Below are 14,018 nucleotides of genomic sequence, written 5' to 3' on the forward strand. Positions count from 1 at the left end.
CCACCGAAACACGACGACCGTTCCCATGAGCACAGAACTGAAGACCCGCCTCGCCCAGATCAACAAGCAGTTCGGCGCGCTCGCGCACGCCCAGCCCGCCGCCATGAGCGCATTCCAGGGCCTGATGAAGGCCGCCACGCAGGAAGGCAGCCTGCCCGCCGCCATCAAGGAACTGGTCGCGGTCGCGCTGGCCGTGCAGAAGGGCTGCGACGACTGCGTGCTGTTCCACACGGCGCAAGCGCTGCGGCACGGCGCCGCGCGCGAGCAGCTGGGCGAAGTGCTGGCGCTCAATATCGAGATGGGCGGCGGTCCCGGCGCCATGTATGCGTCGAAGGCGCTGGCCTATTTCGATGCGCTCAATGGCTAGCCTTGCTAGACTCGGCCCTATCGTTTATTGAGCGGCCCACCGGCCGCTGCCGCGCCATGCCTTTTGTGTTCGTCGAACCCGCGCCTGCCGGACCGCAGCATGCGGATCCGCTGCAGGAAGAGCTGGCGCTGCTCGAGTTCGCCGCGCAGGGCCGGCAGGTCGCGCAACTGTGGGAAGCGCCGCTGTCGCTGGTGGTGCCGCGTACCTACCAGCGGCATGCCGGCTTCGAGGCCGCGCGCGCCGAGTTCGCGCGGCAAGGCTGCCCCGTGTTCCTGCGCATGTCGGGCGGGGGACTGGTGCCGCAAGGCCCGGGCATCCTCAACCTGAGCCTGGCCTATACCGTGGGCCAGCCGCCAGGTGCGCTCAGCGATGCGGTCTACCTGCACCTGTGCGAGGTCATCGGCAAGGGACTGCAGGCGCTCGGCGTGCCGACCCATTGGCAGGCGGTGGCCGGGTCGTTCTGCGACGGCCGCTTCAACCTGGCGTGGGGGCCGCCGGAGGCGGCGCGCAAGATCGCCGGCACCGCGCAGTACTGGCGGCGCGCGCCGGCGGCGACGCAGTCTGCGGATGGCCAGCGGCACCTGGTGCTGGCCCATGCGGTGCTGCTGGTGAGCGCTGACCCGGAGCAGATCAACGCGCGCGCCAATGCTTTCGAGGCGGCGATCGACAGCGGGCGCCGCTATGATCCCGGCAAGGTGGTCAGCGTGCGCGAGGCGCTGCTGGCGCAGGGACCCGTCCCCGCCGACGGGGCCGAACTGATGGCGCAGGTTTCGCAGGCACTGCGGCACAGCGCCGCGCAGACGCCGCCGCCGGCCTAGTTGGCAGGCAGGAAGCGGATGTCGCCATACCAGGCGCGGGCGGTGCCCTGGGTGTTGTCGGTGTCGGTCAAGATGCCGTACGCCTTGAGCGGTCCCGGTTGCTCATGGAACACGCGTTCGTAGTCCTGCACGACATTGCGGCGCAGGCTTTGCCATTTGCCGGCATCGCCTTGCGCGCCGGAGACGACGATCATCTGCACGCGGCCGCTATGCGGGTTCGGGATGACGCTGCCCGGCTCAGCGCTGTCGGACCACACATACATCAACGTGGCGTAGGGCAGCTCTTCACCGCCGAGGCGCTTGGCCATCTGCATCGTCGCGCGATCCCCGAGCGAGAGCTTGCTCATGTCGCCCTCGAAGAAAAACACCAGCCGGGCGGGCGCATCCTCATGCGCGCTGTCGCTGTTGTCGGCACCGGGAATCGGGCCTTGCGCCTTCCAGCGCCACGCTACCACGGGTGTGCGGGAGAGATTGACATCCCCCGAGTGCATCAGCGCCGAGGCGGAGTGATCGGCGTCGGCCTGCAGCACGGTGGCACGGCCATCGGCCACCAGCTGATAGCTGGTCTGCGCCTTGCCGTTGGCCACCGGTAAATTTTTCCAGCCGTCTGGCAGCGCTGCACCCGGTTTGCGCGCGGACACCGAAAGTCCGGGCTGTTCGTCCGCGGCCTGCACGGCAAGCTGCGGCAGCAGCAGCGCGGCACACAAGGCAAGGCGCAGGGAAGGCGTGGCGATCATGGTCGATCCGGAGGGAATATGGCCACGGGGCGTGATGCAAGGCTCGTGCCGATGGCCGTGCCTATCGCCGTGCCTATCGCCGTGCCGGATCGTGCGCCGGCCGCGCAAAAAATTGCGGCCCACGTGGGGCCGCCAATCGGGAATGCGAGGAGGTCAGTTTCCTCAAGAGGCGTTATCGACACCATATGGCCCTGCAAGACCCTACTTTGGTGGGGCGCATTCATCGCAACCTGCCAGGCGAGTGATCGCTTACGCGATAAGGTAGGTGCCACGCGAATCCGGTTCCGCTGCCGCCTTGATCTTGCGGACGTTGGCCTCCAGTTCGGCATGGGCGGCGTCCAGCCATCCCACGCGATGGCGCACCGGATCCTTCGGCGAGAGGTCGCTGGCAGTCAGTTCGCGCAGGAAATAGCGCACCATGCTCCCGGCCCGAGCGGGTACGGGCATCATGCCCAGCAACTGGTCGCGCGCGAGCAGCCGCCGGCTGACTGCATGCCGGAGTCCGGCCCAGGCGGTGCGGCCCAGCGCGATATAGAACGCGTCGGGGCGCATCTGCCGGACGGCGTCGAGAAACTGGTTTTCGAAGACTTCGCGAAGCATGGGTGCCGCCATCAAGTCTTCAAAGGGGCCGTCGAACGCGAGCCCGCGCCGGGTGGTGGCATGCGGCAGCAACGCCAGCGGCTGCAGCCGCTCGAAGCCGTCGTTCCATAGCGCCGCGGCATGCGGCAGGCCGACCAGCTCGGGTACGCGGAAGTGGTCGAGCATGCGGATCAGGTTCGGACGAACCAGCTTGCCGCCCAGCTCCACCCGCCGCTTGTTCTCGCGCTGGATCACGCGGCCCGGCGTGTGGTCGCGCATCAGCTCCTCGGTAACCGACGCTGCCAGCCGCACATGGGCATGGCCGGGGGTGGTGCTGACCAGCACCAGCTGCGCCTGCGGGTTCAGGTATTCGCACGGTACGTAGTGCATGGCGTACGTACCGTCTTGCGCGACTAGGACTGGTCTGGCAATGACACCGGTTGCGCCCGCAAGCCGTACCTGCGAGCAATATGCTTCGATGAAATTGGTCAAGGATTCCCCCCGCGCGCGACGCTTCTGGATACGTTTTTCTTGTTTTGCTTTTCGTTCATGGTAAGCCGGGGCTGCATGGCAGACAAAGCGCGCGGTGCCGGATTAGCCTGAATACGACGGGACCTTCGTGGGACAGCCAACACACTGGCGGCGGCACCCCTCGATCGGGTGGGGGGCGTGGTCCTGAGCCTGCACTGTAGCTCGGGGCTGGCGTCAGGACGATGACATGCCAATGCATGCGAGCGGGTCAGCAGCCCTGGTTCAGGGACGAGCGGGAAGAAAAAACCGGACACGAAGCGTGTCCGGTAACCCATTTGCTGACTCAGGTCGTGTCAGAACCCGAGGACTCAAATAGTAACGATTATCATTTGCGACGACAACAGAAATCCGTTGCTTCTTAGCCGATCGACGTCTCGATCGCGATCTGCCCGGACAGCGTCTTGTGTACGGGGCAACGGTTGGCGACCCGCAGCAGGTCGTCCAGGATCTGGGGCGTCAGTTCACCGCTGACCTTGACCTCGCGTTTCAGCGTATAGGTTCCGTTGGCGTCTTCATGGGCGACCGACACGTCGATGCTGGCTATGGCGTAGCCCTTTCGCTTGGCATAGAGCTGCAGAGTCAGGGTCGTGCACGCGGCCAGCGCGGAGTCGAGCAAGTCGTGCGGGCTCGGGTTGCTGGTATCACCGCCGGCGGAGGCATCCAGGTCGGCCTGCCATTTGGCGGTGCCGTTGCTCAGGTGGCAGATGGTGTTGCCCTGGCTGGGCTGCCAGGTCGCTTGGATAGTCATCGGTCGTCCCCATCTAATAAGGAAGCGGCCCGGCGGGCCGGAGCAGCCCATTCTATACAGCGTATTGCATGTCATTGGAAGCGGCGCAAGCGGCGCTTTTTCCGGGGTTTCGGACTTTTCCGAAAAAGTGCTTGCCAACCCTGTCACGCTCCCTTAATATTCGCCCCCTCGCAACACAACGCGGCGCTGCAAAGCAGCACTGGCAAGGGTTGCGGGGTCGACCGGGAGGTTGGCGCAGCGAAGTTTGCAGCGCTGACCGCAGCAAAAAAAGCTTGCTGAAACGGTTGACGAAACGAAGAAAGCTCTGCATAATCTCGTTTCTCTGCTGCAGACAACGCAGCGCGCTGAACGGCAAAGCCGGGAAGCGAAGTTCTTTAACAAACAAACAACCGATAAGTGTGGGCGCTGGGTAGCGGACGCCACTGTCTTCGGACGGTGCTGCTTCACAAGTTATACAGTGCTCGCACAGCAAAACGTGACTGGGTCTTCGGATCTGGTCAGTCAGTTTTCTGAGAGTGAGCGACCGCTCGAAAGAGCGAGGGAGCCGCGAGGCTTCCACACAGAGATTGAACTGAAGAGTTTGATCCTGGCTCAGATTGAACGCTGGCGGCATGCCTTACACATGCAAGTCGAACGGCAGCACGGGCTTCGGCCTGGTGGCGAGTGGCGAACGGGTGAGTAATACATCGGAACGTGCCCTGTCGTGGGGGATAACTAGTCGAAAGATTAGCTAATACCGCATACGACCTGAGGGTGAAAGCGGGGGACCGGTAACGGCCTCGCGCGACAGGAGCGGCCGATGTCTGATTAGCTAGTTGGTGGGGTAAGAGCCTACCAAGGCGACGATCAGTAGCTGGTCTGAGAGGACGATCAGCCACACTGGGACTGAGACACGGCCCAGACTCCTACGGGAGGCAGCAGTGGGGAATTTTGGACAATGGGGGCAACCCTGATCCAGCAATGCCGCGTGTGTGAAGAAGGCCTTCGGGTTGTAAAGCACTTTTGTCCGGAAAGAAATGGCTCTGGTTAATACCCGGGGTCGATGACGGTACCGGAAGAATAAGCACCGGCTAACTACGTGCCAGCAGCCGCGGTAATACGTAGGGTGCGAGCGTTAATCGGAATTACTGGGCGTAAAGCGTGCGCAGGCGGTTTGATAAGACAGGCGTGAAATCCCCGAGCTTAACTTGGGAATGGCGCTTGTGACTGTCAGGCTAGAGTATGTCAGAGGGGGGTAGAATTCCACGTGTAGCAGTGAAATGCGTAGAGATGTGGAGGAATACCGATGGCGAAGGCAGCCCCCTGGGACGTCACTGACGCTCATGCACGAAAGCGTGGGGAGCAAACAGGATTAGATACCCTGGTAGTCCACGCCCTAAACGATGTCAACTAGTTGTTGGGGATTCATTTCTTCAGTAACGTAGCTAACGCGTGAAGTTGACCGCCTGGGGAGTACGGTCGCAAGATTAAAACTCAAAGGAATTGACGGGGACCCGCACAAGCGGTGGATGATGTGGATTAATTCGATGCAACGCGAAAAACCTTACCTACCCTTGACATGCCACTAACGAAGCAGAGATGCATCAGGTGCCCGAAAGGGAAAGTGGACACAGGTGCTGCATGGCTGTCGTCAGCTCGTGTCGTGAGATGTTGGGTTAAGTCCCGCAACGAGCGCAACCCTTGTCTCTAGTTGCTACGCAAGAGCACTCTAGAGAGACTGCCGGTGACAAACCGGAGGAAGGTGGGGATGACGTCAAGTCCTCATGGCCCTTATGGGTAGGGCTTCACACGTCATACAATGGTGCGTACAGAGGGTTGCCAACCCGCGAGGGGGAGCTAATCCCAGAAAACGCATCGTAGTCCGGATCGTAGTCTGCAACTCGACTACGTGAAGCTGGAATCGCTAGTAATCGCGGATCAGCATGCCGCGGTGAATACGTTCCCGGGTCTTGTACACACCGCCCGTCACACCATGGGAGTGGGTTTTGCCAGAAGTAGTTAGCCTAACCGCAAGGAGGGCGATTACCACGGCAGGGTTCATGACTGGGGTGAAGTCGTAACAAGGTAGCCGTATCGGAAGGTGCGGCTGGATCACCTCCTTTCTAGAGGCTTGTGTCTCAAGCCTAGCGTTCACACTTATCGGTTTGTTTGCTGTTACAGCCAAGGGTCTGTAGCTCAGGTGGTTAGAGCACCGTCTTGATAAGGCGGGGGTCGTAGGTTCAAGTCCTACCAGACCCACCAAGTTATCCATGCGGGGGATTAGCTCAGCTGGGAGAGCACCTGCTTTGCAAGCAGGGGGTCGTCGGTTCGATCCCGTCATCCTCCACCATCGCTTCGATGGGCCTGGTTACCTTGGATTGGTGGTCAAATGCAAGCGCTTAGGATTGAGCGTTTGCATTTGGCATTGCCAAGCGATCGGAACGATCGGCTGTTCTTTAACAATATGGGATGTAGTAAAGGTGTCGCGCGAGCGTTGATGAGACGCTGCAGTACCAACGCGATACCGGGTTGTGATTGTATCAACCAAAATGTATTTAAGTGATCGAAAGATGACTTGGAATACGGCACAAATGCGAGAACTCAACCTGTAGTGAGCGGTGTCATAGAGCGCAAGCTTGAGACACACTTGTTATAGGGTCAAGCGAACAAGTGCATGTGGTGGATGCCTTGGCGATCACAGGCGATGAAGGACGCGGTAGCCTGCGAAAAGCTTCGGGGAGCTGGCAAACAAGCTTTGATCCGGAGATGTCCGAATGGGGAAACCCGGCCCGAATGGGTCATCCCACACTGAATTCATAGGTGTGGGAAGCGAACGCGGCGAACTGAAACATCTAAGTAGCTGCAGGAACAGAAATCAACCGAGATTCCCAGAGTAGTGGCGAACGAAATGGGAACAGCCTTGTACTCTTTAGCAGCATTGTTAGCAGAACGGGATGGAAAGCCCGGCCGTAGCAGGTGATAGCCCTGTATGCGAAAACAGCGTTGTGGAACTAGGTGTACGACAAGTAGGGCGGGACACGTGAAATCCTGTCTGAAGATGGGGGGACCATCCTCCAAGGCTAAATACTCGTGATCGACCGATAGTGAACCAGTACCGTGAGGGAAAGGCGAAAAGAACCCCGGGAGGGGAGTGAAATAGATCCTGAAACCGCATGCATACAAACAGTCGGAGCCTGGCAACGGGTGACGGCGTACCTTTTGTATAATGGGTCAGCGACTTACATTCAGTGGCAAGCTTAACCGATTAGGGAAGGCGTAGCGAAAGCGAGTCCGAACAGGGCGTTGAGTCGCTGGGTGTAGACCCGAAACCAGATGATCTATCCATGGCCAGGTTGAAGGTGCGGTAACACGTACTGGAGGACCGAACCCACTAACGTTGAAAAGTTAGGGGATGAGCTGTGGATAGGGGTGAAAGGCTAAACAAATCTGGAAATAGCTGGTTCTCTCCGAAAACTATTTAGGTAGTGCCTCGTGTGTCACCTTCGGGGGTAGAGCACTGTCATGGTTGGGGGGTCTATTGCTGATTACCCCGCCATAGCAAACTCCGAATACCGAAGAGTGCAATCACGGGAGACAGACATCGGGTGCTAACGTCCGGTGTCAAGAGGGAAACAACCCAGACCGCCAGCTAAGGTCCCCAAGATTGGCTAAGTGGGAAACGAAGTGGGAAGGCTAAAACAGTCAGGAGGTTGGCTTAGAAGCAGCCACCCTTTAAAGAAAGCGTAATAGCTCACTGATCGAGTCGTCCTGCGCGGAAGATGTAACGGGGCTAAGCCAGTCACCGAAGCTGCGGACGCACAGCAATGTGCGTGGTAGGAGAGCGTTCTGTAAGCCTGTGAAGGTGTCTTGTAAAGGATGCTGGAGGTATCAGAAGTGCGAATGCTGACATGAGTAGCGATAAAGGGGGTGAAAGGCCCCCTCGCCGTAAGCCCAAGGTTTCCTACGCAACGTTCATCGGCGTAGGGTGAGTCGGCCCCTAAGGCGAGGCAGAGATGCGTAGCTGATGGGAAGCAGGTTAATATTCCTGCACCGTCGTATGATGCGATGGGGGGACGGATCGCGGAAGGTTGTCCGGGTGTTGGAAGTCCCGGTCCCTGCATTGGAGAAGGCGCTTAGGCAAATCCGGGCGCGGAATTCAAGGATGTGGGGCGAGCGGCCTAGTGCTGCGAAGCAATTGGAAGTGGTTCCAAGAAAAGCCTCTAAGCTTCAGTCATACGAGACCGTACCGCAAACCGACACAGGTGGGCGAGATGAGTATTCTAAGGCGCTTGAGAGAACTCGGGAGAAGGAACTCGGCAAATTGGTACCGTAACTTCGGGATAAGGTACGCCCTGGTAGCTTGACTGGCCTGCGCCAGAAGGGTGAAGGGGTTGCAATAAAATGGTGGCTGCGACTGTTTAATAAAAACACAGCACTCTGCAAACACGAAAGTGGACGTATAGGGTGTGACGCCTGCCCGGTGCCGGAAGATTAAATGATGGGGTGCAAGCTCTTGATTGAAGTCCCGGTAAACGGCGGCCGTAACTATAACGGTCCTAAGGTAGCGAAATTCCTTGTCGGGTAAGTTCCGACCTGCACGAATGGCGTAACGATGGCCACACTGTCTCCTCCCGAGACTCAGCGAAGTTGAAGTGTTTGTGATGATGCAATCTCCCCGCGGCTAGACGGAAAGACCCCATGAACCTTTACTGTAGCTTTGCATTGGACTTTGAACCGATCTGTGTAGGATAGGTGGGAGGCTTTGAAGCGTGGACGCTAGTTCACGTGGAGCCGTCCTTGAAATACCACCCTGGTTTGTTTGAGGTTCTAACCTTGGCCCGTGAATCCGGGTCGGGGACAGTGCATGGTAGGCAGTTTGACTGGGGCGGTCTCCTCCCAAAGTGTAACGGAGGAGTTCGAAGGTACGCTTGGTACGGTCGGACATCGTACCTAAAGTGCAATGGCAAAAGCGTGCTTAACTGCGAGACCGACAAGTCGAGCAGGTGCGAAAGCAGGACATAGTGATCCGGTGGTTCTGAATGGAAGGGCCATCGCTCAACGGATAAAAGGTACTCTGGGGATAACAGGCTGATACCGCCCAAGAGTTCATATCGACGGCGGTGTTTGGCACCTCGATGTCGGCTCATCTCATCCTGGGGCTGTAGCCGGTCCCAAGGGTATGGCTGTTCGCCATTTAAAGAGGTACGTGAGCTGGGTTTAAAACGTCGTGAGACAGTTTGGTCCCTATCTGCCGTGGGCGTTGGAATCTTGACGGGGGCTGCTCCTAGTACGAGAGGACCGGAGTGGACGTACCGCTGGTGTACCTGTTGTCTCGCCAGAGGCATCGCAGGGTAGCTATGTACGGAAGAGATAACCGCTGAAAGCATCTAAGCGGGAAACTCGCCTGAAGATGAGGATTCCCTGGAGGCTTGACCTCCTTGAAGGGTCGTTCGAGACCAGGACGTTGATAGGCTGGGTGTGGAAGCGCAGTAATGCGTTAAGCTAACCAGTACTAATTGCCCGTAAGGCTTGATCCTATAACCAGTGTGTTTCACCTGGTGTGTGTGATCGTGTCTGTGCCCTCGGTTGGCACAATACGCACAACCCAAGACTACATCCCGATTCGCAGCGTTGACCTCAACCTCAGCGCTGCAACCCCTTATGCCTGGTGACCATAGCGAGCTGGAACCACCCCTTCCCATCCCGAACAGGACCGTGAAACAGCTCCGCGCCGATGATAGTGCGGACTACCCGTGTGAAAGTAGGTCATCGCCAGGCTCTTATTGTGCAAAACCCCTCGACAGCGTGTGCTGCGAGGGGTTTTTGCTTTGGAGCTTCCGCATTACTCGCTTGGCCTTTCGTGCCTCGCATCGACGTAATACCATCAGGGCTGGATTAGCAGCTATCTCTTCATGTCAGCCGACGACGCCTGGTATCTCTATTTGCTCGAATGCACAGGTGATTCCATCTACACCGGAATCACGACCGACGTTGCCCGTCGTTTCGCCCAGCATCTGTCGGGAAAAGGCGCCAAATATACCCGCTCGCGCAAGCCGATCCGGGTCATGGCCCAGCTCCGTTTTGAAACCAAATCGGAAGCGCTGAAGGCGGAAATCGAGATCAAGCGAATGAGTTCGGCGCAGAAGCGTGCTTTTTGCGCGCAGTACGACAGCGAAAAGTAAAACGGCCAGGGCCGCAAGGCGATCCTGGCCGTTTTGGCTGACGCGTCGACTCAGACTACCGTCAACGTCACGTCGATATTGCCGCGGGTGGCATTCGAGTACGGGCAAACCTGGTGAGCCTGCTCCACCAGCTTCTCCGCCGCTTCGCGCTCGAACCCCGGCAGCGAGATCTTCAGTTCCACCTGGATGCCGAAGCCTTGGGGGATCGGTCCGATGCCAACGGCGCCTTCGATCGAGGCGTCTGCCGGCACATTGATTTTTTGCTGGCCGGCCACATACCGGATTGCGCCCAGGAAGCAGGCCGAGTAGCCGGCGGCAAACAGCTGTTCCGGGTTCAGTCCGTTGCCGGCGCCACCCATCTCCTTGGGCACTGCCAGCTTGACGTCCAGTTGGCCATCGGAGGTCGTGGCCCGGCCATCGCGGCCGCCGGTGGCTTTGGCATTGGCGGTATAAACGACTTTTTCGAGTTTCATTTAAGGCTCCGGTTTGGTTGTCCGCAGGGGACTATCAAGGCTTGCCGTCATGCGGCAGTGGGAAATCGGTACGCGCTGATTCCAGCGTGGACCGCAGTTCATGCAGGCGCTGCGTCAGGGCCTGGATCTCTTCGATCGGGCACTGCGTCGCGCACAACATCTGTTCGGGAATGCGTTCGGCCGTTTTGCGCAGCGCCAGGCCGGACTCGGTCACCGCCACCAGCACCCGGCGCTCGTCGCCGGTGTCACGGTTGCGTGTGACCAGCCCGGCTGCTTCCAGGCGCTTCAGCAGCGGCGTCAGGGTGCCGGAATCCAGCGCAAGGCGTGCGCCCAGATCCGATACCGTCAGCGTTTCACTCTCCCACAGTACGAGCATCACCAGGTATTGCGGATAAGTGAGTCCAAGCTCACCAAGCATGGGCTTGTACAGCTTGGTCATCGCAAGCGATGTCGAATACAGAGCAAAGCATAGTTGCCTATCGAGCAGCAGCCAATTCGGGGTGGCGTCGTTGTCGCGTTCCATGGCTATATCTTATACACAATTAAATTGTGCGCAATATAAATTTCGAACGCAATGAAAGTTTCGATTGAGGCACACAAGACCTTAAGTCTGTCTTAAGTCTGGGTCGCTAGCATGATCCCGTCGCGTTGCAAAGTGCCGACGCCAGATCTTCTACGAAAGGACCTGACATGATTCGCCAGACCATTGCTCGCACGGCCGTCGGTATCGCCGCCCTCGCCGCGCTGGGCGGCGGGTATGCCTATCTGCAGAAGGAAGTCATCACGCCCGGATATGCCGCCCCCACGCCGGCGCCCGTAGCGGCCGCGCAACCGGCCGCCGCCATAGCCACGCCGGGGGACTTCTCCGGCATCGTTGCCCAGTACGGGCCCGCCGTGGTCAATATCAGCGTGACCGCGCGCGCGCAGCGCACTGCGGCGCAGATGCCGCCGGGAATCGATCCGGACGATCCGTTGTTCCAGTTTTTCAAGCGATTCGGCCCGCAGTTCCAGGGCCCGCAAGGTGGCCAGCAGCAACTGGTACGCGGTTTGGGCTCCGGCTTTATCGTCAGTCCCGACGGGCTGATCCTGACCAATGCGCACGTCGTCGACGGGGCGCAAGAGGTGACCGTCAAGCTGACTGACCGTCGCGAGTTCAAGGCCAAGGTGCTGGGCACCGATCCGCAGACCGATGTGGCGGTGATCCGCATCGATACCAAAAACCTGCCGACGGTTCGGCTGGGCGACCCGTCGCGGGTACGCGTCGGCGAGCCGGTGCTGGCCATCGGTTCGCCGTATGGCTTCGAGAATACCGTGACTGCCGGCATCGTCAGCGCCAAGTCACGCTCGCTGCCGGATGACACCTACGTGCCGTTTATCCAGACGGACGTGGCCGTTAACCCGGGCAACTCAGGCGGCCCGCTGTTTAACCAGCGTGGCGAGGTGATCGGCATCAACGCGCAGATCTACAGCCAGACAGGCGGCTACCAAGGGCTGTCGTTCGCGATTCCGATCGACGTGGCCACCAAGGTGCAGCAGCAACTGGTGGCGACCGGCAAGGTCACGCGCGGCCGCCTCGGCATCAGCGTGCAGGAAGTCAACCAGGCGCTGGCGCAATCCTTCGGCTTGCCCAAGCCGACCGGGGCGCTGGTCAACTCGGTCGAACCGGACAGTCCCGCTGCCCGCGCCGGCCTGAAGCCGGGCGATGTGATCGTGCAACTGGGCAATGACGTGATCGACCATTCGGGCGACCTGCCCGAGCATGTGGCCGACCTGAAGCCCGGCACGCAAAGCTCGCTGAAGATCATTCGCAAGGGCGAGCCGATGACCTTGTCGGTGAAGATCGGCACGGCCAGGGACCGGGCGGTGGCGCAGAAGGGCGGCGCCAACGAGGCCAGCGGCCGGCTGGGGCTGGCAGTGCGTCCGCTGTCGCCGGCGGAAAAGCGCGACAGCGGCATCGAAGGCGGCCTCGTGGTCGAAGACGTGACCGGACCCGCGGCGCGGGTCGGCATCCAGCCCGGCGACGTGATCCTGTCGCTCAACGGCACGCCGATTGCTTCGGTCGAGCAGCTGAAATCGCTGGTGGCAAAGTCCGGCAAGCAGGTAGCGCTGCTGGTGCAGCGCGACGATGCCCGCATCTTCATTCCGCTCGATATCGGTTGACACCGAGCGCTGCGGGCACTGCCCGCTAATCGTTAACAGACAAGGCTTTTGCGTAAACGCGGGCCGTATACCTCGACCGGTATACGGCCCGCTAAGCCTTATGGGAAGCGGCATTCCGAACAACCAACTACTTACAGAAGGCGCGCCAACAGGTATTATCTCGACTGCGATGCACGAAGCATGCGGCGGTAGCCCCCGCCGGCCCTGGTTCTGCTGAATCGACAAAGAGGAAGTCTATGCAGTTGGATTTCACCCGCGCCACAACGCCGGGTACCGATAGAGTGCGGCGACTGACGTCAACGACGTCGGCGGCCGGCTCCGCGCCGAAGCCCCGGCGGCGCAAGAAGGTGGTCGCCCCACATTGGGAACGCGGCTACCGCTCGCATTTCTACCGCAATGAACGCGGCGACAAGCTTGGCGAAGTGCGTTTGTCCGAGCGCGGCGAAGTTCCCGTGGTCTACCACTGGGCCGCCGGCAATTACTCTGGTGCAGAAGGGGCGCTGGCCCACGCACGCGCGCGCGTCGAGGAAACCATCGGTTTCGGCATGCGCCAGCTGTCGTTGTTCTGAGCAGGCTTTTCGCCGATGCCGCGTCCGCCGGCACTGCGACCCGTCCGCGCCACCATCAGCTTGCGCGGCGACTCCGCACCTCCCCGATATCTCGCACTGCAGTTTCTCCAGCGTTCTGCCTCTGATGGCGCGCAAACCTGAGCGTTTCAGGCCAGACGCCGCTGCAGCAGCATGAACGCCGCCGCGCCAAGCGCGAGCACCGCAATCAACCGGTAGATATCCTCGCAGGCAATCAGCCTGGCCTGTTGCTCGACCATCGTGGCAAGCTGCGCCAGCGCGCCCTGATGCGCCTGTGCCATATCGAAGGAACTCCTCGCCGGTGGCCAGCGCCAGCATCATCAGCAGCGTCTGCCGCTGGCGGTGGCCGAGCCAGCGCAACCAGCGCAACCCGCGCATGCCGACACGCAGCCGCAGCCGCGATAGCGGCTGCCAGGACGTGCCGGTCGTCATGGCTGCTGGGCCTGCAGGGTGTGGTGCAACTGCGTCAGCGCGCGGGTGGCACCGGCGAGGCCGCTCGCGCCCAGCGGTGCCCAGGCCGCGCGGTAGGCGGCATGGACTACCGGCGCAGCCCGCTCCAGCAGGCGCCGGCCGGCCGCGGTCAGGGTCAGTTCGAGGCTGCGCCGGTCCTGCGCCGATACCTGGCGGCGCAGCAGGCCGCGCGCTTCGAGCCCGTCCAGCAGCCGCGTCATCTGCGTGCGGGTGGCGTCCAGCGTCGTACCCAGCTCGGACGGCATGCTGGGCTGGCCTTCGTCGGCCGACAGCATGCTCATCAGCAGGTACTGGTTCATGTCCAGCTCAAAGGGGGCGAGGGCCTGGTCGATATGCGCGCGCAGCAGGCGCGCGGTACGCAGCAGCAGGCGCGATGCCAGGATCAG

Annotated in this window: 11 protein-coding genes, 2 tRNA genes, 3 rRNA genes and 1 pseudogene; 10 read left to right on the plus strand and 7 right to left on the minus strand. The window is 60.5% G+C overall.

The window, feature by feature from the left end:
• The first annotated feature begins 25 nt into the window (after positions 1-25).
• Both CTP10_RS17860 and CTP10_RS17865 read left to right on the plus strand, forming a co-directional pair.
• On the plus strand, positions 26-367 hold the full coding sequence (locus tag CTP10_RS17860; RefSeq protein WP_116323618.1) for a carboxymuconolactone decarboxylase family protein: 342 nt from the start codon (positions 26-28) through the stop codon (positions 365-367).
• A 56-nt stretch (positions 368-423) separates the two neighbouring features.
• Entirely contained in the window at positions 424-1,185 is a 762-nt protein-coding gene (locus CTP10_RS17865; RefSeq protein ID WP_116323617.1) for a lipoate--protein ligase family protein, read from the plus strand.
• Here CTP10_RS17865 and CTP10_RS17870 read toward each other — a convergent pair.
• The 3 genes from CTP10_RS17870 to CTP10_RS17880 form a co-directional block, all read right to left on the minus strand.
• Complete coding sequence (locus CTP10_RS17870; RefSeq protein ID WP_116323616.1) at positions 1,182-1,922, minus strand: DUF3047 domain-containing protein; 741 nt, start codon at positions 1,920-1,922, stop codon at positions 1,182-1,184. The two genes, CTP10_RS17865 and CTP10_RS17870, sit on opposite strands and share 4 nt — an antisense overlap.
• 249 nt (positions 1,923-2,171) lie before the next feature.
• A complete protein-coding gene (locus tag CTP10_RS17875; protein ID WP_116323615.1) occupies positions 2,172-2,993 on the minus strand; it encodes a hypothetical protein in 822 nt (273 codons plus the stop codon).
• A gap of 397 nt (positions 2,994-3,390) precedes the next feature.
• The gene (locus tag CTP10_RS17880; RefSeq protein ID WP_116323614.1) at positions 3,391-3,780 is read right to left on the minus strand and encodes an OsmC family protein; all 390 of its coding nucleotides are present in this window, start codon (positions 3,778-3,780) and stop codon (positions 3,391-3,393) included.
• 568 nt (positions 3,781-4,348) lie between these two features.
• On the opposite strand from CTP10_RS17880, the gene CTP10_RS17885 reads away from it, so the two are divergent.
• The 6 genes from CTP10_RS17885 (at position 4,349) to CTP10_RS17910 (ending at position 9,941) form a co-directional block, all read left to right on the plus strand.
• Positions 4,349-5,882, plus strand: a 16S ribosomal RNA gene (locus tag CTP10_RS17885).
• A 62-nt stretch (positions 5,883-5,944) separates the two neighbouring features.
• A tRNA-Ile gene (locus CTP10_RS17890) sits at positions 5,945-6,021 on the plus strand.
• 12 nt (positions 6,022-6,033) lie between these two features.
• Positions 6,034-6,109: transfer RNA gene (locus CTP10_RS17895), tRNA-Ala, on the plus strand.
• A gap of 306 nt (positions 6,110-6,415) precedes the next feature.
• Positions 6,416-9,296 (plus strand): 23S ribosomal RNA (locus CTP10_RS17900).
• 127 nt (positions 9,297-9,423) lie between these two features.
• Positions 9,424-9,537 (plus strand): 5S ribosomal RNA (gene rrf, locus CTP10_RS17905).
• The 16S, 23S and 5S rRNA genes sit together here with 2 tRNA genes alongside, the layout of an rRNA operon.
• A gap of 134 nt (positions 9,538-9,671) precedes the next feature.
• Positions 9,672-9,941: a GIY-YIG nuclease family protein gene (locus CTP10_RS17910; RefSeq protein WP_116318937.1), complete on the plus strand. Its 270-nt coding sequence runs from the start codon at positions 9,672-9,674 to the stop codon at positions 9,939-9,941.
• Positions 9,942-9,991: 50 nt separating this feature from the next.
• Here the strand turns inward: CTP10_RS17910 and CTP10_RS17915 are convergent, their stop codons facing one another.
• Positions 9,992-10,414 carry an organic hydroperoxide resistance protein gene (locus CTP10_RS17915; protein WP_116318936.1) on the minus strand — a complete coding sequence of 141 codons (423 nt, stop codon included), beginning with the start codon at positions 10,412-10,414 and terminating at the stop codon, positions 9,992-9,994.
• A 34-nt stretch (positions 10,415-10,448) separates the two neighbouring features.
• Complete coding sequence (locus CTP10_RS17920; protein ID WP_116318935.1) at positions 10,449-10,937, minus strand: MarR family winged helix-turn-helix transcriptional regulator; 489 nt, start codon at positions 10,935-10,937, stop codon at positions 10,449-10,451.
• Positions 10,938-11,104: 167 nt separating this feature from the next.
• Here CTP10_RS17920 and CTP10_RS17925 point away from each other — a divergent pair, with 167 nt between their 5' ends.
• Positions 11,105-12,574, plus strand: a complete 1,470-nt coding sequence (locus CTP10_RS17925; protein ID WP_116318934.1) for a DegQ family serine endoprotease — start codon at positions 11,105-11,107, stop codon at positions 12,572-12,574.
• 236 nt (positions 12,575-12,810) lie between these two features.
• Positions 12,811-13,143 carry a hypothetical protein gene (locus tag CTP10_RS17930; RefSeq protein WP_116318933.1) on the plus strand — a complete coding sequence of 111 codons (333 nt, stop codon included), beginning with the start codon at positions 12,811-12,813 and terminating at the stop codon, positions 13,141-13,143.
• Positions 13,144-13,289: 146 nt separating this feature from the next.
• Here the strand turns inward: CTP10_RS17930 and CTP10_RS17935 are convergent.
• Both CTP10_RS17935 and CTP10_RS17940 read right to left on the minus strand, forming a co-directional pair.
• Positions 13,290-13,460: pseudogene (locus CTP10_RS17935) on the minus strand (MFS transporter); the annotation flags it as partial.
• A 129-nt stretch (positions 13,461-13,589) separates the two neighbouring features.
• Complete coding sequence (locus CTP10_RS17940; protein WP_233528084.1) at positions 13,590-14,018, minus strand: MarR family winged helix-turn-helix transcriptional regulator; 429 nt, start codon at positions 14,016-14,018, stop codon at positions 13,590-13,592.

The organism is Cupriavidus sp. P-10 (genome assembly GCF_003402535.2).
Taxonomy (GTDB): domain Bacteria; phylum Pseudomonadota; class Gammaproteobacteria; order Burkholderiales; family Burkholderiaceae; genus Cupriavidus.

Excerpts from the sequence above, each read along its gene's own strand:
- CTP10_RS17865 (WP_116323617.1), top strand. The coding sequence starts at position 424 with ATGCCTTTTGTGTTCGTCGAACCCGCGCCTGCCGGACCGCAGCATGCG.
- CTP10_RS17920 (WP_116318935.1), bottom strand. The coding sequence starts at position 10,937 with ATGGAACGCGACAACGACGCCACCCCGAATTGGCTGCTGCTCGATAGG.
- CTP10_RS17915 (WP_116318936.1), bottom strand. The coding sequence starts at position 10,414 with ATGAAACTCGAAAAAGTCGTTTATACCGCCAATGCCAAAGCCACCGGC.
- CTP10_RS17925 (WP_116318934.1), top strand. The coding sequence starts at position 11,105 with ATGATTCGCCAGACCATTGCTCGCACGGCCGTCGGTATCGCCGCCCTC.
- CTP10_RS17860 (WP_116323618.1), top strand. The coding sequence starts at position 26 with ATGAGCACAGAACTGAAGACCCGCCTCGCCCAGATCAACAAGCAGTTC.
- CTP10_RS17930 (WP_116318933.1), top strand. The coding sequence starts at position 12,811 with ATGCAGTTGGATTTCACCCGCGCCACAACGCCGGGTACCGATAGAGTG.
- CTP10_RS17870 (WP_116323616.1), bottom strand. The coding sequence starts at position 1,922 with ATGATCGCCACGCCTTCCCTGCGCCTTGCCTTGTGTGCCGCGCTGCTG.
- CTP10_RS17910 (WP_116318937.1), top strand. The coding sequence starts at position 9,672 with ATGTCAGCCGACGACGCCTGGTATCTCTATTTGCTCGAATGCACAGGT.
- CTP10_RS17880 (WP_116323614.1), bottom strand. The coding sequence starts at position 3,780 with ATGACTATCCAAGCGACCTGGCAGCCCAGCCAGGGCAACACCATCTGC.